The 21,333-nt window shown below is 43.9% G+C and carries 19 protein-coding genes, 5 tRNA genes and 1 pseudogene; 19 read left to right on the forward strand and 6 right to left on the reverse strand.

Going from position 1 to position 21,333, the window contains the following annotated elements:
* Positions 1–100 precede the first annotated feature (100 nt).
* The gene (locus C2M32_RS06270) at positions 101–1,204 is read left to right on the forward strand and encodes an exo-beta-N-acetylmuramidase NamZ family protein (protein WP_234401238.1); all 1,104 of its coding nucleotides are present in this window, start codon (positions 101–103) and stop codon (positions 1,202–1,204) included.
* Here C2M32_RS06270 and C2M32_RS06275 read toward each other — a convergent pair.
* Positions 1,201–2,049 (reverse strand): MurR/RpiR family transcriptional regulator, encoded by an 849-nt coding sequence (locus C2M32_RS06275; protein WP_105167604.1) that lies wholly within the window; start codon positions 2,047–2,049, stop codon positions 1,201–1,203. The genes C2M32_RS06270 and C2M32_RS06275 overlap by 4 nt on opposite strands.
* A gap of 226 nt (positions 2,050–2,275) precedes the next feature.
* Here C2M32_RS06275 and C2M32_RS06280 point away from each other — a divergent pair, with 226 nt between their 5' ends.
* On the forward strand, positions 2,276–3,652 hold the full coding sequence (locus tag C2M32_RS06280; protein ID WP_105167605.1) for a Na+/H+ antiporter NhaC family protein: 1,377 nt from the start codon (positions 2,276–2,278) through the stop codon (positions 3,650–3,652).
* Here C2M32_RS06280 and C2M32_RS06285 read toward each other — a convergent pair.
* From C2M32_RS06285 to C2M32_RS06295, 3 genes are read right to left on the reverse strand one after another with little or no spacing between them, the layout of a single operon-like run.
* Complete coding sequence (locus C2M32_RS06285) at positions 3,649–4,239, reverse strand: hypothetical protein (RefSeq protein WP_105167606.1); 591 nt, start codon at positions 4,237–4,239, stop codon at positions 3,649–3,651. The genes C2M32_RS06280 and C2M32_RS06285 overlap by 4 nt on opposite strands.
* On the reverse strand, positions 4,232–4,774 hold the full coding sequence (locus tag C2M32_RS06290) for an RNA polymerase sigma factor (RefSeq protein ID WP_105167607.1): 543 nt from the start codon (positions 4,772–4,774) through the stop codon (positions 4,232–4,234). Before C2M32_RS06290 ends, C2M32_RS06285 begins: the two co-directional genes overlap by 8 nt.
* 37 nt (positions 4,775–4,811) lie before the next feature.
* The gene (locus C2M32_RS06295; protein WP_105167608.1) at positions 4,812–5,444 is read right to left on the reverse strand and encodes an energy transducer TonB; all 633 of its coding nucleotides are present in this window, start codon (positions 5,442–5,444) and stop codon (positions 4,812–4,814) included.
* Positions 5,445–5,573: 129 nt separating this feature from the next.
* Between C2M32_RS06295 and C2M32_RS06300 the strand changes: the two genes are divergently transcribed.
* The 7 genes from C2M32_RS06300 to csrA all read left to right on the forward strand — a co-directional run bounded on the left by C2M32_RS06300 (position 5,574) and on the right by csrA (position 12,286).
* Positions 5,574–6,080 (forward strand): DUF3087 domain-containing protein, encoded by a 507-nt coding sequence (locus tag C2M32_RS06300; RefSeq protein ID WP_105167609.1) that lies wholly within the window; start codon positions 5,574–5,576, stop codon positions 6,078–6,080.
* A gap of 117 nt (positions 6,081–6,197) precedes the next feature.
* Positions 6,198–6,824, forward strand: a complete 627-nt coding sequence (locus C2M32_RS06305; protein ID WP_105167610.1) for a GTP cyclohydrolase II — start codon at positions 6,198–6,200, stop codon at positions 6,822–6,824.
* A gap of 96 nt (positions 6,825–6,920) precedes the next feature.
* Positions 6,921–7,718 (forward strand): BPSS1780 family membrane protein, encoded by a 798-nt coding sequence (locus C2M32_RS06310; protein WP_105167611.1) that lies wholly within the window; start codon positions 6,921–6,923, stop codon positions 7,716–7,718.
* Positions 7,718–8,182, forward strand: a complete 465-nt coding sequence (locus C2M32_RS06315) for a regulatory protein RecX (RefSeq protein WP_105167612.1) — start codon at positions 7,718–7,720, stop codon at positions 8,180–8,182. Before C2M32_RS06310 ends, C2M32_RS06315 begins: the two co-directional genes overlap by 1 nt.
* Before the next feature lie 4 nt (positions 8,183–8,186).
* Positions 8,187–10,790 (forward strand): alanine--tRNA ligase, encoded by a 2,604-nt coding sequence (alaS, locus tag C2M32_RS06320; protein ID WP_105167613.1) that lies wholly within the window; start codon positions 8,187–8,189, stop codon positions 10,788–10,790.
* Between the two features lie 3 nt (positions 10,791–10,793).
* On the forward strand, positions 10,794–11,993 hold the full coding sequence (locus C2M32_RS06325) for an aspartate kinase (protein WP_105167614.1): 1,200 nt from the start codon (positions 10,794–10,796) through the stop codon (positions 11,991–11,993).
* A 101-nt stretch (positions 11,994–12,094) separates the two neighbouring features.
* Positions 12,095–12,286, forward strand: coding sequence for a carbon storage regulator CsrA (csrA, locus tag C2M32_RS06330; RefSeq protein WP_070991803.1), 192 nt, complete (start codon positions 12,095–12,097; stop codon positions 12,284–12,286).
* Between the two features lie 36 nt (positions 12,287–12,322).
* Here csrA and C2M32_RS06335 read toward each other — a convergent pair whose 3' ends face one another.
* A complete protein-coding gene (locus C2M32_RS06335) occupies positions 12,323–12,787 on the reverse strand; it encodes a YcxB family protein (RefSeq protein WP_105167615.1) in 465 nt (154 codons plus the stop codon).
* A 411-nt stretch (positions 12,788–13,198) separates the two neighbouring features.
* On the opposite strand from C2M32_RS06335, the gene C2M32_RS06340 reads away from it, so the two are divergent.
* The 4 genes from C2M32_RS06340 to C2M32_RS06355 all read left to right on the forward strand — a co-directional run bounded on the left by C2M32_RS06340 (position 13,199) and on the right by C2M32_RS06355 (position 16,667).
* On the forward strand, positions 13,199–13,435 hold the full coding sequence (locus tag C2M32_RS06340) for an OadG family protein (RefSeq protein ID WP_105167616.1): 237 nt from the start codon (positions 13,199–13,201) through the stop codon (positions 13,433–13,435).
* Between the two features lie 12 nt (positions 13,436–13,447).
* Positions 13,448–15,235 carry a sodium-extruding oxaloacetate decarboxylase subunit alpha gene (oadA, locus tag C2M32_RS06345; RefSeq protein WP_105167617.1) on the forward strand — a complete coding sequence of 596 codons (1,788 nt, stop codon included), beginning with the start codon at positions 13,448–13,450 and terminating at the stop codon, positions 15,233–15,235.
* Between the two features lie 9 nt (positions 15,236–15,244).
* Positions 15,245–16,375 carry a sodium ion-translocating decarboxylase subunit beta gene (locus C2M32_RS06350; RefSeq protein WP_105167618.1) on the forward strand — a complete coding sequence of 377 codons (1,131 nt, stop codon included), beginning with the start codon at positions 15,245–15,247 and terminating at the stop codon, positions 16,373–16,375.
* Between the two features lie 109 nt (positions 16,376–16,484).
* Positions 16,485–16,667, forward strand: coding sequence for a hypothetical protein (locus C2M32_RS06355; RefSeq protein WP_105167619.1), 183 nt, complete (start codon positions 16,485–16,487; stop codon positions 16,665–16,667).
* A 113-nt stretch (positions 16,668–16,780) separates the two neighbouring features.
* Here C2M32_RS06355 and C2M32_RS21145 read toward each other — a convergent pair.
* A pseudogene (locus C2M32_RS21145) lies at positions 16,781–19,572 on the reverse strand (ATP-binding protein).
* 278 nt (positions 19,573–19,850) lie between these two features.
* On the opposite strand from C2M32_RS21145, the gene C2M32_RS06365 reads away from it, so the two are divergent.
* The 6 genes from C2M32_RS06365 to C2M32_RS06390 all read left to right on the forward strand — a co-directional run bounded on the left by C2M32_RS06365 (position 19,851) and on the right by C2M32_RS06390 (position 21,092).
* A tRNA-Phe gene (locus C2M32_RS06365) sits at positions 19,851–19,926 on the forward strand.
* 11 nt (positions 19,927–19,937) lie between these two features.
* A tRNA-Thr gene (locus C2M32_RS06370) sits at positions 19,938–20,013 on the forward strand.
* Between the two features lie 114 nt (positions 20,014–20,127).
* Positions 20,128–20,203: transfer RNA gene (locus C2M32_RS06375), tRNA-Phe, on the forward strand.
* Positions 20,204–20,214: 11 nt separating this feature from the next.
* Positions 20,215–20,290, forward strand: a tRNA-Thr gene (locus tag C2M32_RS06380).
* A gap of 76 nt (positions 20,291–20,366) precedes the next feature.
* A tRNA-Phe gene (locus C2M32_RS06385) sits at positions 20,367–20,442 on the forward strand.
* Positions 20,443–20,690: 248 nt separating this feature from the next.
* Entirely contained in the window at positions 20,691–21,092 is a 402-nt protein-coding gene (locus tag C2M32_RS06390; RefSeq protein WP_158678145.1) for a hypothetical protein, read from the forward strand.
* Positions 21,093–21,333 lie beyond the last annotated feature (241 nt).

The following is a 21,333-nucleotide window of genomic DNA, read 5'->3' on the forward strand; positions in this document are numbered from 1 at the left end:
GATTGCATCATTGATGTATTTCTCCCATCATTAGGCAAACTCCCTAAACTGTCAGATTATGCGCTTTTTTATTGCTTATATACTTCTTTGTGTTTCAGCTATGTCCCATGCTTTACAAGTTGGTGCTGAACGATACGACCTTTATCTTCCTTTGTTAAAAAATCAGCGTGTCGCTTTGGTGGTGAATCAAACAGCGCAAACTCAAGATGGTCACTTGCTTGATAGTTTGCTCGCTAAAGGGGTTGATGTTCGCAAGGTATTTGCTCCAGAGCACGGTTTTAGGGGAGACCACGATGCCGGGGCAAAAGTTGACACCAGTAAAGATAGTAAAACAGGACTCCCAATAGTTTCTTTATACGGTAAAAATAAAAAACCTAGTGCAGATGTTTTAAAAGATATCGATGCGATTGTGTTTGATATTCAGGATGTGGGGGTACGATTTTATACTTATATCAGCACCATGCACTATGTGATGGAAGCCGCAGCCGAACATGATAAACAATTAGTGATTCTTGATAGACCTAATCCAAATATTGCCTATGTGGATGGACCGGTGCTTGAGGAAAAGTTTCGCTCATTTGTGGGTATGCATCCAATCCCAGTTTTACACGGTATGACGATAGGAGAGCTGGCTAAAATGATCAATGCAGAGGGTTGGTTGAGCACAAATAAAAAGCTCGAGTTCACGGTGATCCCTGTAGCTAATTACAACGCCAGTATGAACTATGACTTGCCTATTAAGCCCAGTCCTAATTTGCCAAACGCACAAGCAATCGCTTTGTATCCATCATTATGTTTTTTTGAAGCAACCCCTGTTTCTGTGGGGCGTGGTACATCGATGCCATTTCAGGTATTCGGGCATGATATCGTCAAGTTAGGCTCTTTTAGTTTTACGCCATTGCCCGTTGCAGGCGCGGCGACCAATCCTAAACTCAATGGCAAAACCGCGCACGGTGCAGACCTTCGTAACGTGTCAGTTAATGGCTTGGATTTAACCTGGCTTTTAGAGGCGCATGAAGCGTTTAAAGTGCGCAATGAAACTTTTTTTACTCACGCAGACTTTATGGATAAATTAGCGGGTACGGATAAACTGCGATTAGCAATCCTTGCACAGCAGTCCGCGACACAGATTAAGAACAGTTGGCAGGCTGATTTAGAAGCGTTTAAACTGTTGCGTCAGCCTTACTTAATATACAAACGTTAGCTGTGGCGGATATCGTACATGTGCTCGTTTGCACGTTCTGCGCGTTTTTGCCATCTTAGATTGGACTGTGTTAACGCCACAAACAGCACATCTATCAAATAGCTCTGTGAAATTCGGGTCAACATAGATGCATGTCTAACTGGCTCATCACCAGTGACGTTATACAAGTTAATTGATGCCATCTCATTGAGTGGGTTAATACCATAGCGAGATAAACATAATAGTGGACAGTTGTTGTTTCTCGCCTGTCTAGCAACTCTGAGCACCGATTTACTTTGCCCTGAATCACTAATTGCAATCAGCAAATCATCTTTACCCATAGTCGCAATGTAACTTGCCGCAGAGAGTTCATCAGTCTGTGCAATGGCGGGTAGTCCTAATTTTTGCAACTTTAAAGCGAAGTCTTGTGCCATGGTAAAGCTACCACCAACCGCACATAGTAAGATTCTTTTTGCCGCCTTAATCGCCCCAATTGCTGCTTCGAATTGCTTAACATCATTCAGTTTGTGAGTTTCGTCCAGAATACTCTGCTGATGTGCAAGTAGTTTCTGAGCAATTAGGTCAATGGGATCAGCATGAGTAATGTGTGAATGGGCAGGCTCAGGCTGTTTAGTTTGTAGATTTAAATCGTCTATCACCGCGAGTTTGAAGGCTGGGAAGCCTTTATATCCGAGTTTCTGGGCAAACTTCACCACACTGGATTGACTCACCCCAGCTTGCTTTGCAAGCTCAACGGATGACAAGGAGCGAATTTTTGCACCTGAGCTAAGTGTAAAATCAGCCAACTTCGCTTCACTGCTTGAAAGGCTGGGCTTGAGCGCCTTTATTTTTACAAATGTCGACATTTCGATACTTCTTGGTTACTGAGTTGTATTCATTATAGGTTCAAATGAATGTCAGTGATAGTCGATGCAATAATTATTGTGTTTTTATCATGTTTTTATCGTAATTTTAGGGACAAATGTTGCCATGGTGGAGTCAAAGATGGTAAAAGCCTTGTTTTTAATAAGGAACCCTTTAAGCTACTAAGCCTTAATAATAAGACTAAACGGCTCTGCTGTAAGGGAATGTATGACCTGGTACTCAATTTTACCACCATTGATCGCGATCTTAGTGGTGTTTTGGCGTAAAGAAGTGATCCTAGCATTACTACTTGCGCTGATTTCTTCTGAATTTTTGTTGCTTATGCAACATGAAACTAGTCAACTTTTAATGACGCCTGTAAACAGTATTGAACGTATTGTTGACGTTGTTACCTCTGCTGGCAACAGCCGGATCTTATTATTTAGTCTAATTATTGGAGCATTGTTGGCGTATATCAGAGAATCTGGTGGAGTAGCCGCGACGGTCAACATATTGATGAATAAGGGAGTGGCTACCAGTAAGCGACAAGTTGGATTGTTGACCATGTTTACCGGTACTGCAGTATTTATTGAGTCGAACATGAGTGTTTTAACCTCTGGTATTGTTTCAAGAGGGTTATTTGATAAATTTAAAATGAGCCGAGCGCGTTTGGCCTATATTATCGATAGTACCAGTGCACCCGTGTGTATTTTGGTGTTACTCAATGGGTGGGGCGCTTACGTATTGGGCTTGCTTAGCAACTATGATTTAGAGCAACCTGCGGTCAGTATTTTATGGAGCAGTGTTGCCTTTAATTTTTACGCCATTATCGCCTTACTTATTGTTTTATATACTATTGTTTTTGACAAAGTGCATGGCCCGATGAAACATGCTGAGCAGCAACTCGAAAAGCAACAAGTAGAGCTCGATGCAGGGCCCAAAGCCAGTAAAGCACGCTTTATGTTGTTACCTTTACTGACACTGATTGTCTCTATGGTGGGGTTCATGTTTTGGACGGGTGATGGAGTGCTGGCCAACGGTAGCGGTTCTAAATCAGTGTTATACGCAACTGTCTTGGCCACCGCATTAGCTTACTTTCTGTTACTGAGCGCGAAACGCTTTAGCCATCATGAATTGGTTGAGGTGGGTTTTAAAGGCATGGGGGAGTTGCTGCCTTTGGTAAGCATTGTGCTGTTGTCGCTTACCCTTGGAGCGAGCTTAAAGGAATTGGGCACGGGCGTGTTTGTTGCTTCATTGGTCGGTGACTATCTACCGATTTATTTTGTTGTGCCAGTATTGTTTTTAGCGGGCGCGATTATGTCGTTTACCACCGGTACATCTTGGGGAACCTTCGCCATCCTTATACCTATTGGCGTGCCTTTGATTCAAGCGCTTGGACTCCCACCAGCTTTGGTACTGGGCGCGATTTTGAGTGGCGGTATTTTTGGTGATCACTGCTCACCGATTTCTGATACCAGTGCGGTGTCGGCACTGGCATCAGGGTGTGACTTGCTGACTCATGTTAAAACGCAGCTACCTTATGCACTGGTTGGTGGCGCACTCTCTGTGGTGTGCTTCTTTGTCGCCAGTGTGATTATGATCTAGCTACAGGTTGCTGAATCGCTATTCTCAAGGGCAGCCAAGCTAACTAGCTGCCCTTGGGCATTTCTTCTAAACGCCAATAAGGTACCAACTTGATTGGCTTGATAGTCGTTTTTTTGCGTAATTTGTGCAATCAGTTCTGTACTTATTTCGAGTAGAGTTTGTTGCTGACAGTCGGCAATAAACCAAGTATCGGCATGTTTTTCGATGAGTCTACCGCGTGTTGCATACACTTGGTTCAGGTTATCCGTTGCTGTTTGTTTTGCACTATCTAACTGTTGCTTTTGTAATATCAAAGCGCGGCTATATTGACCTTCTTGCAGAGTATGAACCTCAACTTGTTGATACTGTTCAACATCTAACACATATAACGGTTGGTGAGTTGGTTGAGACTCAATAAATAGTAAATATGCAAGAAACACAGCCGCAAGGCTTGTAAACGTCCATTGCATACGTGGCCACAAAGGTCTATTTTTCTGTGACTTACACTGCTTCTTAAATTGATTGACTTGTGCTCTGCTGAGTTTGTTTTGCTGTTTGTGTCTATTAAATTCAGCTTTGAGTTGTTTATCCAATTGCTCATCATTCATGAGTTTCTCCAATTGCATTTTTGAGCTGCTGCTTTGCGTACCGTAGCCTAGTCTTTATGGTCTCTAAGTTGCTATGCGTAATGTCGGCGATTTCTTGCAAGGTAAAGCCCTCCAATTGCAAAGACAGTGCTTCTCTTTGCAAAAAGGGTAATTGTTCAATCGCTTGAGTTAGTGACGTATGCTCGTGGACAACGGGAGGGGATGTCAGCAAACTTACGTCGTCAGTACTGATGAAGCGTTGTTGCTTTCTCAGCTCATCGATCATCGCATTACGTGCCACAGTAAACAGCCAAGCTTTAGGAGACTGCTGTTGATGGTATAGGTGCTTTTTTTCCATGGTAATTAACCAAGTTTTTTGACACAAATCCTGAGCCAAAGCGGCACAGCCTTGGCTACATAAAAAGTAATACAGATCTTGGCTGTAGCTGTCGATCAGTTGTTCTAAATACTTACTATCACCGCTTTGCTTGTAGGCATAGAGCGCGTCATATGCCATTTCATTATTGTTCAACCACGATTTTAGGGCTATCAGCATAGGCACTCTCTTAGGGGGGATGTCCCCCAGCTAAATACTACTGAGCTAGTTTGAACTCTAACACAACACTTTGATTATTTTGTACAACAGCCTGACCATTTTCGATCTTGGGGCGATATTTCCAACGTTTTAGGGCTGCGATGGCGGCGCGGTCGAAAGTCCGTTTCGGTTCTGCGTCAGTCACACTTATGTTGATGACTTCCCCAGATTTTGCGACAGCAAAGCTTAATTGTACCCAACCTTCAACGCCATCTCTTGCTGCTTCTATTGGGTATTTGGGCTCGCTTCTCACCACCGGCGTAGCTTCTTGCCCTTGCTCGGTAAAGCTTGGGCCCGCTATTTTAATTTTATTTACCGATATTTCTGGGGCGACAGGTATACCAGACGTCAGTGTTGGATCAGGCGTTGGCTCAGCCACTAATCGCGGTGGCGGCGGTTGCATTTTTGGCGGCTCAGGTAATTTTCTGCCTTCTTGAACAGGGGTATCTTCCTTAAGTTGTGGCAACTCTACGATAGTTGTAGGAGTTGATGAAGGTACTCGGATGTTGTCCTGTGTTATTAGATTGTGCATAAAAACAAACGCAGCGCCTGTCATTACTACACCACCCGCAACAGCGCAGGCCAATTTCGTATAGTTAATCTTGTCTCTTTGATATTCAATTGCTTGCATAATGGCACCCTGTAGTGTGTCTCTTTTTCTAATACAACGGCTCAGCGTCAAAAAAGGGGTGAATATTTTTTAAAATTTTTTTTATGCTCAGATCACGATACAATGCCACTCTGTTTTTTAGGGGTTACTATGCAGTTACAAAAAATTGATAAGGCACGTTATCGCAGTCATCTAAACAAGGTGATATTCGCATGTATTGTTTGCCTCACCGTTGGGAGTTTGAGTATCTCACAGGCCTTGATTGCGCTCTTTCCAGATCAAGACGGCAGTCATTTTCACTGGAATCTGCTCGGTGTAGTGGCAAGTGCACTGGCGATTGGCTGGGTGCTTAATAAATTTCGCGTTCATCCGTTTATGTATGAAGTGGTTTATGTATGGGATCTGAAACAAGCACTCAACAGAGTAACCCGCAAGATGCCTAAGCTTAAGAAAGCAGCTCAGCAAGGAGACGTGGATGCGATGTTAGCGATACAATTTAGCTATAGCGGTTCAAAGCAATTGTGGGAGCTGGATGACAACACGATCACGTTAGAAGACTTGAGTTTGTGGCAGGCAGAATTGGACTCATTGGCCTCTCAGTATCAGACTACGCTAGATATTGAGCAATATGATGAAGCGATATTGAAGAAGTTTTAGCCGGTGACAAGCACAAGTGGTGACTTGTTTTTCTTAATTTAAACACCATATCTATGTCATCAACACAACAATGTGATATTATAACACTTATCTAAATTTTAAGGTCTTAATTAAGTCGTGGCAGAAGTAAGAGCAAGAGTTCAGTTAAACGTAGGGCAACATAGTCATATTCCTGCAGAGATAGTTTCTTTTAGTGGCCTTAAAGATGGTCAGGAACATGTTGCGCTGATTTTTAACAAAGCGGATAGCACCCAAGATATCCCATTAATTCGTATGCACTCAGAATGTTTAACTGGTGATGTGTTTCATTCATCTCGCTGCGATTGTGGTGAACAGTTAAACGAATGTATCGAAAGTATGCATCAGCAAGGCGGTGTGTTGCTTTATTTACGCCAAGAAGGACGCGGTATTGGCCTGTACAACAAAATCGATGCCTACGTTTTACAATCGCAAGGTATGAATACCTATGAGGCAAATAATCACCTTGGTTTTGCGGATGATTTGAGAGACTTCTCAGACGCGGTATTGATGCTCAATGCACTTGGTTTGAGCAAAGTGAAGTTGATGACCAATAACCCCAATAAACTTAATGCGTTGCGAGATGCAGGCATTGAAGTTGAAGCGGTTGTTGGCACTCAAGCGCACATCAAGGCGGGCCATGTGGGTAATCGCAGCTATTTAGAAACGAAAGTAAAGCATGGTTCACACATGCTAGACATTAAGAAGATTGCTAAGCCCAAATAAAATATGTTGCAGAGGTGTTTGTAAAGTGCGACCTGTTGGTCGCATTTTGCGTTCTAATAGGTATAATCACAGGGTTTTTACAAGCATAGAGTTAACATGTCAGTAAAGTTTAAAGTGTTTAAAGCAGCGATGGGCGTCCAGTGGTTAAAAGCTGGCTGGGAGATTTTTAAAATGCAGCCCATGACATTTATTATGATGTACGTATTTATGGTGGTGGTGGCGTTGAGCCCTTTGGTTGCACCGCCGTTACAATTGCTTGCAGCATTTGCAGCCCCGTTTCTCACCGCTGGATTTTATATGGCGGTGTTAAGTAAACAACGCGGACAGACTATTTCTCTTGCGAGCATACTTGGCGCATTCTCTGCCAAGGGGCGACGTTTGCACTTATTTCGTCTCGGTCTTTACCAGCTTGGTGTGGTGATACTGCTGACTTGGGGGGCGGGAATTTATTTCGAAGAAGCACTGAACATTATGCATAATGCCTCTGCAGAGCAGTCACATGAACTATTACTTAGTAATATGTTGGCAACTATCTCAATGACGGATGTTGTACTGTTCTTTATTGCTCATTCGATAAACATCATGGCATTTGCTTATGCGTTGCCCATCGTTTTCTTTCAAGGTGAAACGCGTATTCTCAAAGCATTGGGTCTGTCATTGAAGGTGTTTTATTCGAATATGGCCTCGCTCGGCGTATATGGTTTACTAATCGCGTTCTTGATGTTAGCTACCATACCATTAAGCATGATCCCACTGCTGGTGGTGATGCCCATCGCTTACATTAGCTTCTTTGTGTCCTATCAGGACATTTTTATCGAGCAGCAAAATAGCCCAGATGGTAAAGCTCAAGACGTTAAAAATCAGCCAGAAGACTCAGGGCGTTTCGACGCATAATGGATGAACAAGAACAGCAAAAATTAAAAAATTACGTACTTTGGCTACTTGGTAGACAAGAGTACTCAAAAAAAATGCTGATACAAAAGCTCAAAGCCAAAGGTGCAGATGAAGCGTTTATAGAAAAGTTACTCGCTTGGTGCGAATCACTTGGCTATATAGATGAAAGTCGGTATTGTGAGAGCTTTCTAAGAGCACAGATAAATAAAGGCTTAGGACTTAAAAGGGTACTAAGTGACGCGGGGAACAAGGGGGTCGATCGAGCCCGTTTGATGCAGCTTGTTGAGACTCAGGAAATAGACTGGTTTGAACTAGCGCAACAAGCATATCTTCGGAAGTATGCTACAACCCCAGAAAAACTCGATTATAAAGAAAAAGCAAAGCGTATACGCTACATGATGTACCGTGGCTTTAGCTATGAAGAAATAGATTTTGCAATGCAAGCAGCAACAATGGGTGAATAATCACATGCAGCACATGACTACCGCACAGATCAGGCAAGCGTTTTTAGACTTTTTTGCCAAACAACAACACCAAGTTGTGCCTTCAAGCTCGTTGATCCCGGGCAATGATGCCACTTTGTTATTTAACAATGCAGGTATGGTGCAATTTAAAGATGTTTTTCTAGGGGCAGAAAGCCGCCCTTACAACAGAGCAACCAGCTCACAACGTTGTGTACGTGCCGGTGGTAAGCATAATGACTTAGAAAATGTGGGCTATACAGCACGCCACCACACATTCTTCGAGATGCTTGGTAACTTTAGTTTTGGTGATTACTTCAAACAAGACGCCATCAAGTTTGCATGGCAGTTTTTAACTGAAGTTTTACAGCTACCAAAAGAAAAGCTATTAGTAACGGTTTACCACACTGATGATGAAGCTTTTGATATTTGGAACAAAGAAGTAGGAATGCCAGAAGATCGTATCGTGCGTATTGATACAGCAGATAACTTCTGGTCTATGGGTGATACCGGTCCATGTGGCCCTTGTTCTGAAATTTTCTATGATCACGGTGAGCACATCTGGGGTGGTCGTCCGGGCACACCCGAAGAAGATGGTGACCGTTTCATTGAGATCTGGAACCTAGTATTTATGCAATACAACCGTCATGCCGATGGCACGATGGAGCCATTACCTAAGCAGTCTGTTGATACAGGTATGGGCCTTGAACGTATCTCAGCGATCATGCAAGGGGTACATTCAAACTATGAGATTGATCTATTCCAAGGTTTGATTAAAGCGGCAGCAGAAGTCACCAACGCACAAGATCTAGAAGACAAATCATTACGCGTTGTGGCTGACCACATTCGTTCATGTGCATTCTTGGTATCTGATGGCGTAATGCCTTCTAATGAAGGGCGTGGTTACGTATTACGTCGTATTATTCGTCGTGCAGTGCGCCACGGTAACAAGCTTGGTGCTAACGGTGCGTTCTTCTACAAGTTGGTCGCAGCATTGATAGAACAAATGGGTCAAGCTTACCCAGAGCTTGCTAAACAACAAGCCATTATTGAAAAAGTATTACGCATCGAAGAAGAACAGTTTGGCAAAACACTAGACCGCGGTTTGGCAATTCTTGAAGAAAGCCTTGCTGATATTAAAGGGGACGTGATCCCGGGTGAACTGGTCTTTAAACTGTATGACACCTATGGTTTCCCTGCGGATTTAACTGCGGACGTGGCTCGTGAACGTTTTATGACGATTGACGAACAGGGCTTCCAAGAATGTATGGAAGTGCAGCGTAAAAAGGCGCAGCAGGCGGGCAAGTTCGGTGCGGATTATAACGAGCAATTGAAGTCAGAAAAAACCACAGATTTTAAAGGGTATGACTCAGAGCATTACACTGGCACAGTGGTTGAATTGTTCCATGAAGGTAAGCCAGTATCAGTACTACAAGACGGCCAGCAAGGTATTGTGGTACTTGACCGCACACCATTCTATGCAGAATCAGGTGGTCAGGTTGGTGATACAGGTTCGTTAACTGTAACTGGTGGTGAGTTTAGCGTGACGGATACGACCAAGTTGGGCAACGCATTTGCGCACCATGGTACGGTAAGCGGGACCATCAGCATTAATGAAAAAGTTGATGCTCGCATTGATGCACAGCGTCGTGAAAGTATTAAGAAAAACCATACGGCAACTCACTTAGTGCATGAAGCGCTGCGTCAGATCTTGGGTGATCATGTGGCACAGAAAGGCTCGTTAGTCATGCCAGACCGTCTGCGTTTTGATTTCTCTCATTTTGAAGGTGTTACCAAAGCACAGCTACGTGAAGTGGAAGATATGGTTAACGCTCAGATCCGCAGTAACTTTGCGCTTAACACTGAACTTATGGACATTGATGCCGCTAAAGAAAAAGGTGCAATGGCACTGTTTGGTGAAAAATATGACGATGAAGTACGTGTGGTTTCAATTGGGGATTATTCAATTGAATTGTGTGGTGGTACACACGTAAACCGTGCAGGTGACATCGGTTTATTCAAGATAGTTTCCGAAGGCGGTATCGCTGCGGGTGTTCGTCGTATTGAAGCGGTAACTGGCGTAGAAGCGATTAACTATGTTTCCCAGCAGGAACAGCAATTAAGTGAAATTGCGGCGCTGGTAAAAGGCGATATGAGCAATGTGTTAGAAAAAGTGACCAGCTTGCTTGAAAAAAACAAAGTACTTGAGAAGCAAATTTCGCAACTGAATGATAAGTTGGCCAGTGCGGCCGGTGCGTCATTATTAGAGTCAGCTGTTGAGGTAAATGGTATCAAACTATTGGTGGCCAATGTGGCAGGTACTGAATCTAAAGCGTTACGCGGTATGGTTGATGACCTGAAGAACAAGATGGGTTCTGGCGTTATTGCGTTAGGTGTTGCTGATGGTGACAAGGTGAGCCTGATTGCAGGTGTGACCAAAGATCTTGTTGGTAAGGTTAAGGCTGGCGAGCTGGTAAACCACATGGCCGCACAAGTCGGTGGTAAGGGGGGTGGCCGTCCTGACATGGCACAAGCTGGTGGTTCAGAGCCGCAGCACCTTGATGCCGCATTAGCAAGTGTTAACCAATGGGTTGCAGAGAAAACTCAGTAACTCGTGGCGTTAATCGTTCAAAAATTTGGTGGCACCTCAGTAGGCTCGTTAGAGCGTATTGAGGCTGTTGCCGAACTCGTAATTCAGACTCAACAGCAGGGCCATCAGGTTGTGGTTGTTGTGTCTGCCATGTCTGGTGAAACCAATCGCCTATTAAATCTAGCTAAACAGATAGACGCTGCACCAAGCGCACGGGAATTAGATGTACTTCTAACAACTGGGGAGCAGGTCAGTGTAGCGCTTCTGGCGATGGCAATTATTAAACGTGGCCATTCTGCGGTGAGCCTGCTTGCGGATCAGGTGAGCATCAAAACGGACAACATGTTTGGCCGTGCACGGGTGGAACACATTGATACTCAGCGATTACATCAGGAATTGGAGCATAATCGGATCACTATTATTGCAGGCTTTCAAGGGCGTGATAGTGAAGGCAATATCACCACGCTTGGGCGAGGAGGTACAGATACTACCGCCGTTGAGATAGCTGGTGTTTTGCAAGCTGACGAGTGCCAAATATATACCGATGTAGATGGTGTTTACACGGCCGATCCTAGAATCGTTGCCAATGCTCACAGATTAACAGAGATCCATTTTGCAGAAATGCTAGAGTTGGCCAGTCTAGGTGCTAAAGTGTTACACCAACGTTCTGTAGAAGCCGCGAGTCGTTATCAAATCCCATTACGGGTATTATCTAGTTTTAAGCCCGACAAAGGAACACTGATAAGCTATAAGGAAGGGAGTGTGTCAAATCATCCAATTACAGGTATAGCCAATCAAGAGGCGGTTTTATATCAATTTAGCACCCGCAATGTGAAAATCGTTAGTCAGCTTTTGATGGCATTGGCAAAATTACAAATTGAAGTAGATATGTTGCATCAGAGGTGTCGCCAAGTAGATATTTTCGACTATGCTTTTACTGTGCATAGCAATGATCACCTAGTTGTATTGGAGGTATTGCAGTCTACGCCGTTTGCACAGGATATCAATGAAATGACATTTGAGCAGGGCTTGGTAAAAGTCTCTGCGGTTGGCTTGGGTGTAAAGTCTCACCCAGAAGTTCTCGCGCAAACTCTAGATGCGTTAGCGTATGAAGATATTTATCCCAAGTTAATGAGTACGACGGAAATAAAGGCTTCGGTTTTAGTGGCAGAATGTGACTTACAACGTGTTGTTAACAGGTTGCATGTAACATTTTTGCCTTAAACAGCCACGAAGTGCTGTTTTTTGCTTACTTTTACGCTCACTTTTCATTAAAATGGCGAAGACGCGGAATCTTTTAATTATTGGAATACAGGAGCAAGAGAATGCTAATACTAACTCGTCGAGTAGGTGAAACCCTCATGATTGGTGATGAAGTTACCGTTACAGTGCTGGGCGTAAAAGGTAACCAGGTGCGTATTGGTGTAAATGCACCAAAAGATGTATCAGTACATCGTGAAGAAATTTATATGCGTATACAAGCTGAGAAGTCGAGCCCTTCGACAGGTAATATGTAAACCACTAGCTTGTAAAGAAATATAGCCACACAGTGGCTATATTTTTGTCTTTTCTAAAATAAAATCAAACGCTTGCTTACTAATTGCCGCCCGAGAAATATATTGCATTCCCCGCTTTGTTTTTAATACAACCCCTTTATCGGTTTGTTTGGCCTCTATGATTTCGTGCCATAAAAACTGATATTGCTTATACGGATTAACGGCTTTAATCCCTTCATCATCTATATGTAGCACCACCAAACTGCCAGCAGCTCTACTAATCATTTGTCTTGCTACCCACCAAGGTTTTCGATAAATAAAAGCGACTACCTCAAGTACAGCGAGTAGGGCCAAAAAACTCGCCAAATAGTGATTCTTAACCACCACCCACGATAGAACTGCCAACACTATTAGAAATACTAATAGAGCATATTTAGGTTTTGTTCTGTCACTCAAAGGCAGTGATTCGTCAAAACACTCTCTAAAGTATTCCCTGTCTAGGGTGAATTTTTCGGTGAACATTAATCACTCCAAGTTATCTGAAACGCGGCTATTGTAGCTTATTGCGCTAGTTAAAACAGTCAATACCAAGCAACTCGTTACTGTACAACTAGAAGAGATGAAAAGAGCTATTGGTAAGACCAATTAATCTGTAAATAAAAGGTTGGTTTTGAGTGGGCTTTGATATTCCTAAAAGTAATATTGCACGTCACTATTTTGAATATTTTTCATATTTATAGCAAAAATATGACGTTTATTTGACTGTTGTGTGTGTAAGTGACTGAAAATGTTTATGTAGTTCATTTGGTATTACCAATTTACAATGTTATTTACATGTCACATTGTTTTGTTATGATGGAGTATAAGTATTTATAAGAACAATTAATCAACAGTGGTGTGTTGCAAAAACACATGACTCAGGGGGAGAGCAGCATGGATATCATCAGCCTATTGCTACAAGCAGCAAACTTAATGCTGACAGGTATGGTCGGGGTATTTGTCTTTTTGTCGATTCTAATTTTTGCAGTGAAGAGTTTGGAAAAACTATCGGACCCGCAACTGCCAGAAGACGTCGCAACACGTACACCAAAGAAAGCCTTTTCAGGTGTTTCAAATGCTCATATCGCAGCAATCACAGCAGCCATTGCACAGTACAGAACAAAAAAATAACAGGGGTCTACTATGTCACAACTTAAACTTACCGAGCTGGTATTACGTGATGCGCATCAGTCGTTGCTTGCAACACGCATGCGTCTTGAAGATATGCTACCAATTGCAGAGCAACTTGATAAGGCAGGTTATTGGTCTGTCGAGTCATGGGGCGGCGCTACATTTGATTCTTGTATTCGATACCTAGGCGAAGATCCGTGGCACAGAATACGCGCCCTCAAAGAGGCAATGCCTAACACCAAACAACAGATGTTGTTGCGTGGTCAAAACCTACTGGGATACCGCCACTACGCAGATGATGTGGTTGAAAAGTTCGTACAACGAGCGCATCAAAATGGCGTAGACGTGTTTCGTATTTTTGATGCGATGAATGATATTCGCAACCTCGAAACGGCCATCAAAGCAGCCATCAAAGTTGGTGCACACGCGCAAGGCACTATTTCATATACCGTCAGCCCAGTTCACACCCTAGATATGTGGTTAGAGCAAGCTAAGAAACTTGAAGCTATGGGGTGTCACTCAATTTGTATTAAAGATATGGCTGGCTTGTTAAAGCCGTATGATGCAGAGCAACTGATCAGTGGACTCAAAAGTACGGTTTCAATTCCAATTGCAATGCAATGTCATGCTACAACCGGCCTAAGTACTGCGACTTATCAAAAAGCCATTGATGCGGGGATCGACATGCTAGATACCGCAATATCATCAATGAGTATGACATACGGCCATAGTGCAACCGAGACTATGGTGGCTATTACTGAGGGGACTGCGCGTGACACGGGCCTCAACCTCGCTGAACTGGAAAATATCGCCAGTTACTTCAGAGAAGTGCGTAAAAAATATGCGGCGTTTGAAGGCAGTCTAAAAGGAGTTGATGGACGTATTCTGCTCGCACAGGTGCCAGGCGGTATGTTGACTAACATGGAAAACCAACTCAAAGAGCAGGGTGCTGAAGACAAGTTAGATGCAGTGTTGAAAGAGATCCCAAGCGTACGTGAAGATTTAGGTTTCCTACCTTTGGTCACACCAACATCGCAGATAGTTGGCACACAAGCGGTTTTAAATGTGCTTACTGGCGAGCGCTATAAAACCATTACCAAAGAAACCGCGGGCGTATTGAAAGGTGAATATGGTGCAACACCTGCTGCGGTGAATACTGAACTACAACTTCGTGTACTTGATGGCGAGCAAGCAATTACTTGTCGTCCCGCAGACTTACTCGAACCAGAGCTTGAAAGCCTTGAAACAGAATTACTTAAGCTGGCACAAGAAGAGGGTATTGAGCTGGCCGATGCGCAAATTGATGATGTGCTGACCTATGCACTGTTCCCTCAAGTTGGCTTAAAGTTCTTGAAAAATAGAAACAATCCAGATGCGTTTGAGCCTAAGCCGAGCTTGGTCAAAGCTGCCGGTGAAAACGACGCTCAAGCTGCACAACCGACTAAGAGCTCATCAAGCACGCCAGAGCGTTACAGTGTGCAGGTAGATGGCAAAGTCTATGACGTGGTTGTGGCACCTGGCGGAGAGCTCAAAGAAGTTAAAGTCCAAGACAGTGAACTCATGCCGCAATCGGCATCGGTTAGCTCATCTGAAACCATGAACGCGCCGCTTGCGGGTAACATTTTTAAGGTTAAGGTGAAAGCGGGCGATCAGGTAGAAAAGGGCGATGTAGTGCTGATCATGGAAGCAATGAAAATGGAAACCGAAGTTAGAGCAACACACTCCGGCACTGTGTCACAAGTATTAGTCAAAGAAGGCGATTCGGTAGCGACCGGTGAAGCTATTCTGGCATTGTCGTAGGAGAGTGACATGGACGGATTGTTGAATCTGTGGCAGGCCACTGGACTTGCGAACTTTACTCTGCCTGCACTGACCATGATGGCGGTAGGATGTGGGTTATTGTACTTGGCGATTGCGCGAGGGTTTGAACCACTATTATTGGTGCCGATTGGTTTTGGTGCGATTTTAACTAACATTCCAGTTGCAGGGTTGGCTGAGCCGGGTGGGCTGCTTTATTACGTCTATTACATTGGCATAGACAGCGGCGTCTTTCCGTTACTCATTTTTATGGGCGTTGGCGCGTTGACTGACTTTAGTGCATTAATAGCTAATCCCAGAATGCTGTTGTTGGGCGCGGCCGCGCAGTTTGGTATCTTTGCCACCTTGTTTGGTGCAATTGCATTGAACTTCGTGCCGGGCTTTGAGTTTACCCTCAAAGATGCCTCCGCAATTGCAATCATTGGTGGTGCCGATGGTCCAACGGCTATCTTCTTAGCTTCAAAACTGGCACCTGAGCTATTAGGTGCAATAGCCGTAGCTGCGTATTCATATATGGCATTGGTGCCAATTATCCAGCCGCCGATTATGCGTGCACTGACCACCGAGGCGGAACGTAATATTGAGATGCCGCAACTGAGACCTGTGTCGAAAAAAGAGAAAATTCTCTTTCCGTTACTGGTCTTGAGCTTAACCATTGTGTTCTTGCCAGCGGCAACGCCATTAGTGGGAATGTTCTGTTTAGGTAACTTGATGCGCGAGTGTGGTGTGGTCGATAGATTGAGCAATACAGCGCAAAATGAGCTTATCAATATCACCACTATCTTCTTAGGCTTGGCGGTTGGCTCTAAGTTGGCCGCGGATCAGTTTTTAACGGTAGAGACAATAGGTATTTTGGTGCTTGGGGCGCTTGCGTTTTCAATTGGTACTGCTTCAGGTGTGTTTATGGCAAAAGCAATGAATCGCATGTCGAGCAACCCCATCAACCCGTTAGTGGGCGCGGCGGGTGTTTCAGCGGTGCCGATGGCTGCGCGTGTTGTGAATAAAGTTGGCCTTGAAGCAAATCCACATAACTTTTTGCTGATGCACGCAATGGGCCCCAATGTTGCGGGTGTATTAGGCAGCGCCGTAGCGGCGGGTATTTTGTTAGCGCTAGTGGGCTAGCTCTAACACATCAGTTCACTTCCAACCGACTGCGCAGCGAAAGCTGCGCTTTTTTTGTGGTGACGGTTCGTGTTATAACAAGGAATCGTTTGTTTTAAGCCGTTAAACTATGAATATCATCGTTATTTTAGTGTCTTTAGTGATTGCGTTGCTGATCCTAGTCCCCTTGCTAGAGCGCTATCAGCACACACTCGGATTGCACAAAATGCAGCGCTATAGCAAATATGTGTTGCCACTGATTATGGTTTCTTTGGTTATCAAGCTGTTATATATGCTTTGGTATGAAGGTTAGTAGAGATAACGGGTAACAAGAATTGCAAAATTACAAAAGAGGCACTGAACGCCTCTTTTTTGTTTCTATATATTTCTCCCTAGCTACTCCCATTGGCTGCTACATATGGCGAGCTATTCCTCGTTAGGGGCTGGGGTTTGTAGGTACTGTTGAATAAACTCAGTCGCTTGCGTGTAAGCTTGATCTAGCTTATCACGATACTCAATGAGGGTATCCGAGGCTAATTGCTGTGCTTTACACTGGGCTTCGAATTCAGTGGCGATTTCAGCTACCTGCTGTGCACCTATGGTGTTTGAAATCGACTTGAGCTGATGGCAAGATTCCACAATGATATCTTGCTCCATTGAGATCACCGCGCCATAGATTTCTCGCGTCAGCTGGTTGCTTTGCTCTAAATACATTTTAAAGAAGCGACGTTGTTTTGCTTCATCGTGGTTAACGTATTTACTGAGGGTTTCTAGGTTAATTGGGTCGGTATTTGTAGCAGCAACAGCTAAGTCGTCAGTTGGCTCTGTCGTTTGGCCTCGCTCAACAGCCTTGTCAGCATGTGACTTTTTATTTGCGATACTCTCCAAATATTTTTGCAATGTGGCTTCTAACACATTGAGCTCAACCGGCTTGGTGATGTAATCGTTCATACCCGCGCTTAAGCAACGCTCTCGCTCGCCTTTAAGTGCGTTTGCGGTAACGGCAATGATATACGGCTGGGCGTTAATGTCTTCACTTTGTTCGGCTAAGTCTCGGATCTCCTTTACCATGTCATAGCCTGACATTCTGGGCATATGCAAATCAGTCAGGATGATAGGGTAGGTGCCATTTTTCCAGATCTCTAGCCCTTGTTCGCCATTTTCAGCCACTTCAACACCATAGCCTAACAAATGCAGCTGATCTGTCAGTACTTGCTGATTAAGAATATTATCTTCTACTAACAACACCAACCTGTCTTCTTTTTTAGCTTGCTCAACGCTGAGGTAGTTGTTGAGCGTCCGAGTGGGCTTAAGTTGTTTTGGTTGATGTAACCCCGCAGCAACAAGTACTGCGGTCATAAAACTGGTTTTACACAGTGGCGAGGCATTGAGGTAAAAAATGTTTTTATGATTGATAGCCGCCTCGTCCATGGTACTCAATACGATGACCTGCTGATTGTTATTCTCAAGAGAATAAAGCAGTGAGCGAATTTGATCGTTAACATTCGCCATACTTTCTAGCCCATCCAATACCCAAATTATGGCTTGCTTATTTGATATTCCTCAGCGTCATTGAACGAAGCATAGGTGGTGGCTTTTGCCCCCATAAATGATAGATAGCGATGCAACACTTTTTGGTGTTCATTGTTAGCGGTGATCATAATCACCTCTTTTTGATTTAGTACGCCTTTGTTCGCGTATTCAACCTTACCTTCGGTGCTAAATGGTAGTTCAACGATAAATTCACTGCCCATGCCGATATCACTGGAAACATGGATGGAGCCGAGCATCAACTCAATTAAGCTTTTACAAATGGACAGACCCAAGCCTGTGCCACCAAACTCTCTGGTGATACTGCCTTCGGCTTGAATAAACGGATTGAAGATCTCTCTTAGCTGGGTCTGATCCATGCCTTTACCGTTGTCGCTGACGGTAAATCGTAGGGTGTAATGCTCAGAGGTATTTTGTGCAACCTCAGCAGCTATTCTGACAAACCCTTGCCTATCTTCATCGGTAGTGGTGAACTTGATGGCGTTGCTGCACAGGTTATAGAGTACTTGGCGAACGCGCACGGTATCGCCCACTAAGTTATTGGGAATATCTGGCGCGATGGATAGTTGCAGGTCTAACTTACGTTTTTTAGCAACGGATGACAGCACTCGCGCAACTTCTTCAATGGTTTCCGCCACCGAAAATGCTCGGCTGTCGATTTGTAATTTACCTGCTTCGATTTTTGAAAAATCCAGAATATCGTCCAATATGCCCAACAAAGAAAAGGCCGAATCACGAATGATGGTACTGAGTCTGTGTTGGGCTCCGTCTAATTCGGTTTGTCTTAACAAATCAATGGTGCCAATGACCCCGTTCATGGGGGTTCTGATCTCATGGCTCATGGTTGCGAGGAAAGTGGTTTTAGCTTCGCTGGCACGCTCAGCATTAAGGGTTGCTTTTTCAAGCGCCAGTGTACGCGCCTGTACCTCGGTTTCTAGGCTAGTTTGTAATTGTTTAAGCTCTTTATGTACCTCTTGGTCATTATCAATCACGGACTGCATCTGATCGAGTAATTGATTGATAAGTCCTGCAATGTGATTAAGGCCAAAGCCTAGTTGTGAGGTGATGTGAGCGTGATAGTCTTGCCTGTTGATAATATCTTGTAGCTCTTCTTGTAACTGTTGATTGTGCTTTACAAGGTTATTACCGACCTGACGGTTACACCACCAAGCCATCAATAACGCGAGTAACCCAGCAAGCGCGAAGAGCGTATAGCCAAGCCAAGCCATTGGGGAAGCCTGAGGACCTTGATAGCGCAAAATAAGCTCGCCAACCATCTGCCCGTCAACATGTAAAGGCTGATGTGTCACTAAGGTATTGTTATCTTGGCGGGTATCGAGTGTGGAGAGCGCAGCGGGCACATCTTGTGATGACTGATAAATCACTTCAGGGGTGCTCGCGCCAGTATAGCTATATAAGTAGTATTGAATGTCATCGGTGGCATACTCAAAGCTGGCTAGCATTTTCTTGGCATCATCAAACCCCGATTTGACCATCAGGCTTGCTAGTGGCGTGGACAGTTTGGTTGCTTGAATGTCTAGCTGTGGTGCTTTTTGGGTTGAGGGTATAAAAAAGCTAGCAGTGGCACAAATAGCACCTGTTAATAATGCCGTGATGATAATTAACGGCATCAGACCCGAGATTTTAATTTGCGAAGCGTTTTGCATTATTGAAGTGTTCCAGTCTTTGCTATTCGAAGCTGAATAGACTTAAAGCATACTACTAATTCAATCCTAACACTGTATATCTACAATTTCTCTACGTTTTTAGCAGCTAACGTTGATAGCATCGTTTCAATATAGACAAGATTGATTCTTTAATTATTGACCAAAGCTTAGGCAAATGAGTGTTATTTTGCTCATCCTGTCTGAAAACTGTTCAAACGCACACTGGTTTTAAAAAAAGGGTTGACTTAAAAGGGCAAAACCCTTTTAATACGCCGCACGCCCAGATAGCTCAGTCGGTAGAGCAGAGGATTGAAAATCCTCGTGTCGGTGGTTCGATTCCGCCTCTGGGCACCATTTTTAGGTGCGCCGACTTAGCTCAGTTGGTAGAGCAACTGACTTGTAATCAGTAGGTCATCCGTTCGACTCGGATAGTCGGCACCATTTCCTCGCTAGGAATAAAAAGATAAGCAAAAATTTATCTAGATGGTTCAATTAGTTGAACGGTTTAGTGTAGTATTGAAAATTCTATATGGATTTTCTTTTGAAAAGTATTTTGCCCAGATAGCTCAGTCGGTAGAGCAGAGGATTGAAAATCCTCGTGTCGGTGGTTCGATTCCGCCTCTGGGCACCATTATTTAGTGTGCCGACTTAGCTCAGTTGGTAGAGCAACTGACTTGTAATCAGTAGGTCATCCGTTCGACTCGGATAGTCGGCACCATTTATTTTCGGCGAAAGCCAAAAAACTTGGACATAAAACTCTTTTAAGAGAGTCGCATGGAAAAGTTGTTATTTATGCCCAGATAGCTCAGTCGGTAGAGCAGAGGATTGAAAATCCTCGTGTCGGTGGTTCGATTCCGCCTCTGGGCACCATCCCCTCTCGCTTACAGCGAATTTTTAAAATACCGTTTCCTACAAAAACACCCTTTTCCTACAAAATCTATAACTTCGTCGCGCATGACGGAGGCGATTTAGCGAACGTTTGATAGCAAAAAACCGCGATATAGAAACTCAGATTAAGTTTGGCGACTTAAGTTTCCAACGCGGCTTTCATAAACATAAGCGATGTTTATATATGGCGACTTCAAAGCTACACGCAAATCATTCATGGCCAACAAGCAGTGAATACTCTTCCCCTCTATGGTCTTCAGTTACATTTATTCGACTCAAAAAGCCGATATGACTCTCGTCATCAACACAAAATGTTGATGCTACATGCGTTGATCAGCAGTAAAATCAAAGCCAGCAAACTATCTACACGTAATAAACGAGATACCTACCAACAAAGCATTTCTCAACTATCTAAAAAGCTGGGGTGGGCGTATATGACGGTAAAGTCTCTAATTGAAACCATGCGGCCACTTGGTTTTTTTTCGGTGCTCAAAGAGCAAGTAAGTCGTGTAGCAAAATTTGTGTTTGGTGAAGTGAAGGCAAGTAAAGCCAAAGTGCGCCGAACGATAATTCCCAAAAAAGAGCGCGAAGCACCACCAATCGAGCGATATCGCGATATTCCCATAGCTTAATAAAGCTTTTGCCAATATAAATCAGAACTGCCTCGATGCAGGGCTTTGTCGTGCCTGAAATTCAAGAAATAGAGCACACAGCTTCTCCGTTGGCTTCCCCTGGTGAGTGAAAATCAGAGTTTTCCTAGTTTAAGCAACTTAAAGGTCTAAATGCGCTCTTTGCTAAGCCTTAAGAGTACTGTGTTAGTAAATTAGTGATAGGTGTTTTACGTTCAGTCTAAATCAGTGCTCAAAGCTGCAA

It is taken from the genome of Pseudoalteromonas sp. T1lg23B (assembly GCF_002964665.1).
Classification (GTDB): domain Bacteria; phylum Pseudomonadota; class Gammaproteobacteria; order Enterobacterales; family Alteromonadaceae; genus Pseudoalteromonas.

Excerpts from the sequence above, each read along its gene's own strand:
- csrA (WP_070991803.1), top strand. The coding sequence starts at position 12,095 with ATGCTAATACTAACTCGTCGAGTAGGTGAAACCCTCATGATTGGTGAT.
- C2M32_RS06300 (WP_105167609.1), top strand. The coding sequence starts at position 5,574 with ATGCAGTTACAAAAAATTGATAAGGCACGTTATCGCAGTCATCTAAAC.
- C2M32_RS06275 (WP_105167604.1), bottom strand. The coding sequence starts at position 2,049 with ATGTCGACATTTGTAAAAATAAAGGCGCTCAAGCCCAGCCTTTCAAGC.
- C2M32_RS06355 (WP_105167619.1), top strand. The coding sequence starts at position 16,485 with ATGAATATCATCGTTATTTTAGTGTCTTTAGTGATTGCGTTGCTGATC.
- oadA (WP_105167617.1), top strand. The coding sequence starts at position 13,448 with ATGTCACAACTTAAACTTACCGAGCTGGTATTACGTGATGCGCATCAG.
- C2M32_RS06290 (WP_105167607.1), bottom strand. The coding sequence starts at position 4,774 with ATGCTGATAGCCCTAAAATCGTGGTTGAACAATAATGAAATGGCATAT.
- C2M32_RS06295 (WP_105167608.1), bottom strand. The coding sequence starts at position 5,444 with ATGCAAGCAATTGAATATCAAAGAGACAAGATTAACTATACGAAATTG.
- C2M32_RS06285 (WP_105167606.1), bottom strand. The coding sequence starts at position 4,239 with ATGAATGATGAGCAATTGGATAAACAACTCAAAGCTGAATTTAATAGA.
- alaS (WP_105167613.1), top strand. The coding sequence starts at position 8,187 with ATGCAGCACATGACTACCGCACAGATCAGGCAAGCGTTTTTAGACTTT.
- C2M32_RS06310 (WP_105167611.1), top strand. The coding sequence starts at position 6,921 with ATGTCAGTAAAGTTTAAAGTGTTTAAAGCAGCGATGGGCGTCCAGTGG.
- C2M32_RS06335 (WP_105167615.1), bottom strand. The coding sequence starts at position 12,787 with ATGTTCACCGAAAAATTCACCCTAGACAGGGAATACTTTAGAGAGTGT.
- C2M32_RS06280 (WP_105167605.1), top strand. The coding sequence starts at position 2,276 with ATGACCTGGTACTCAATTTTACCACCATTGATCGCGATCTTAGTGGTG.
- C2M32_RS06315 (WP_105167612.1), top strand. The coding sequence starts at position 7,718 with ATGGATGAACAAGAACAGCAAAAATTAAAAAATTACGTACTTTGGCTA.
- C2M32_RS06270 (WP_234401238.1), top strand. The coding sequence starts at position 101 with ATGTCCCATGCTTTACAAGTTGGTGCTGAACGATACGACCTTTATCTT.
- C2M32_RS06350 (WP_105167618.1), top strand. The coding sequence starts at position 15,245 with ATGGACGGATTGTTGAATCTGTGGCAGGCCACTGGACTTGCGAACTTT.
- C2M32_RS06340 (WP_105167616.1), top strand. The coding sequence starts at position 13,199 with ATGGATATCATCAGCCTATTGCTACAAGCAGCAAACTTAATGCTGACA.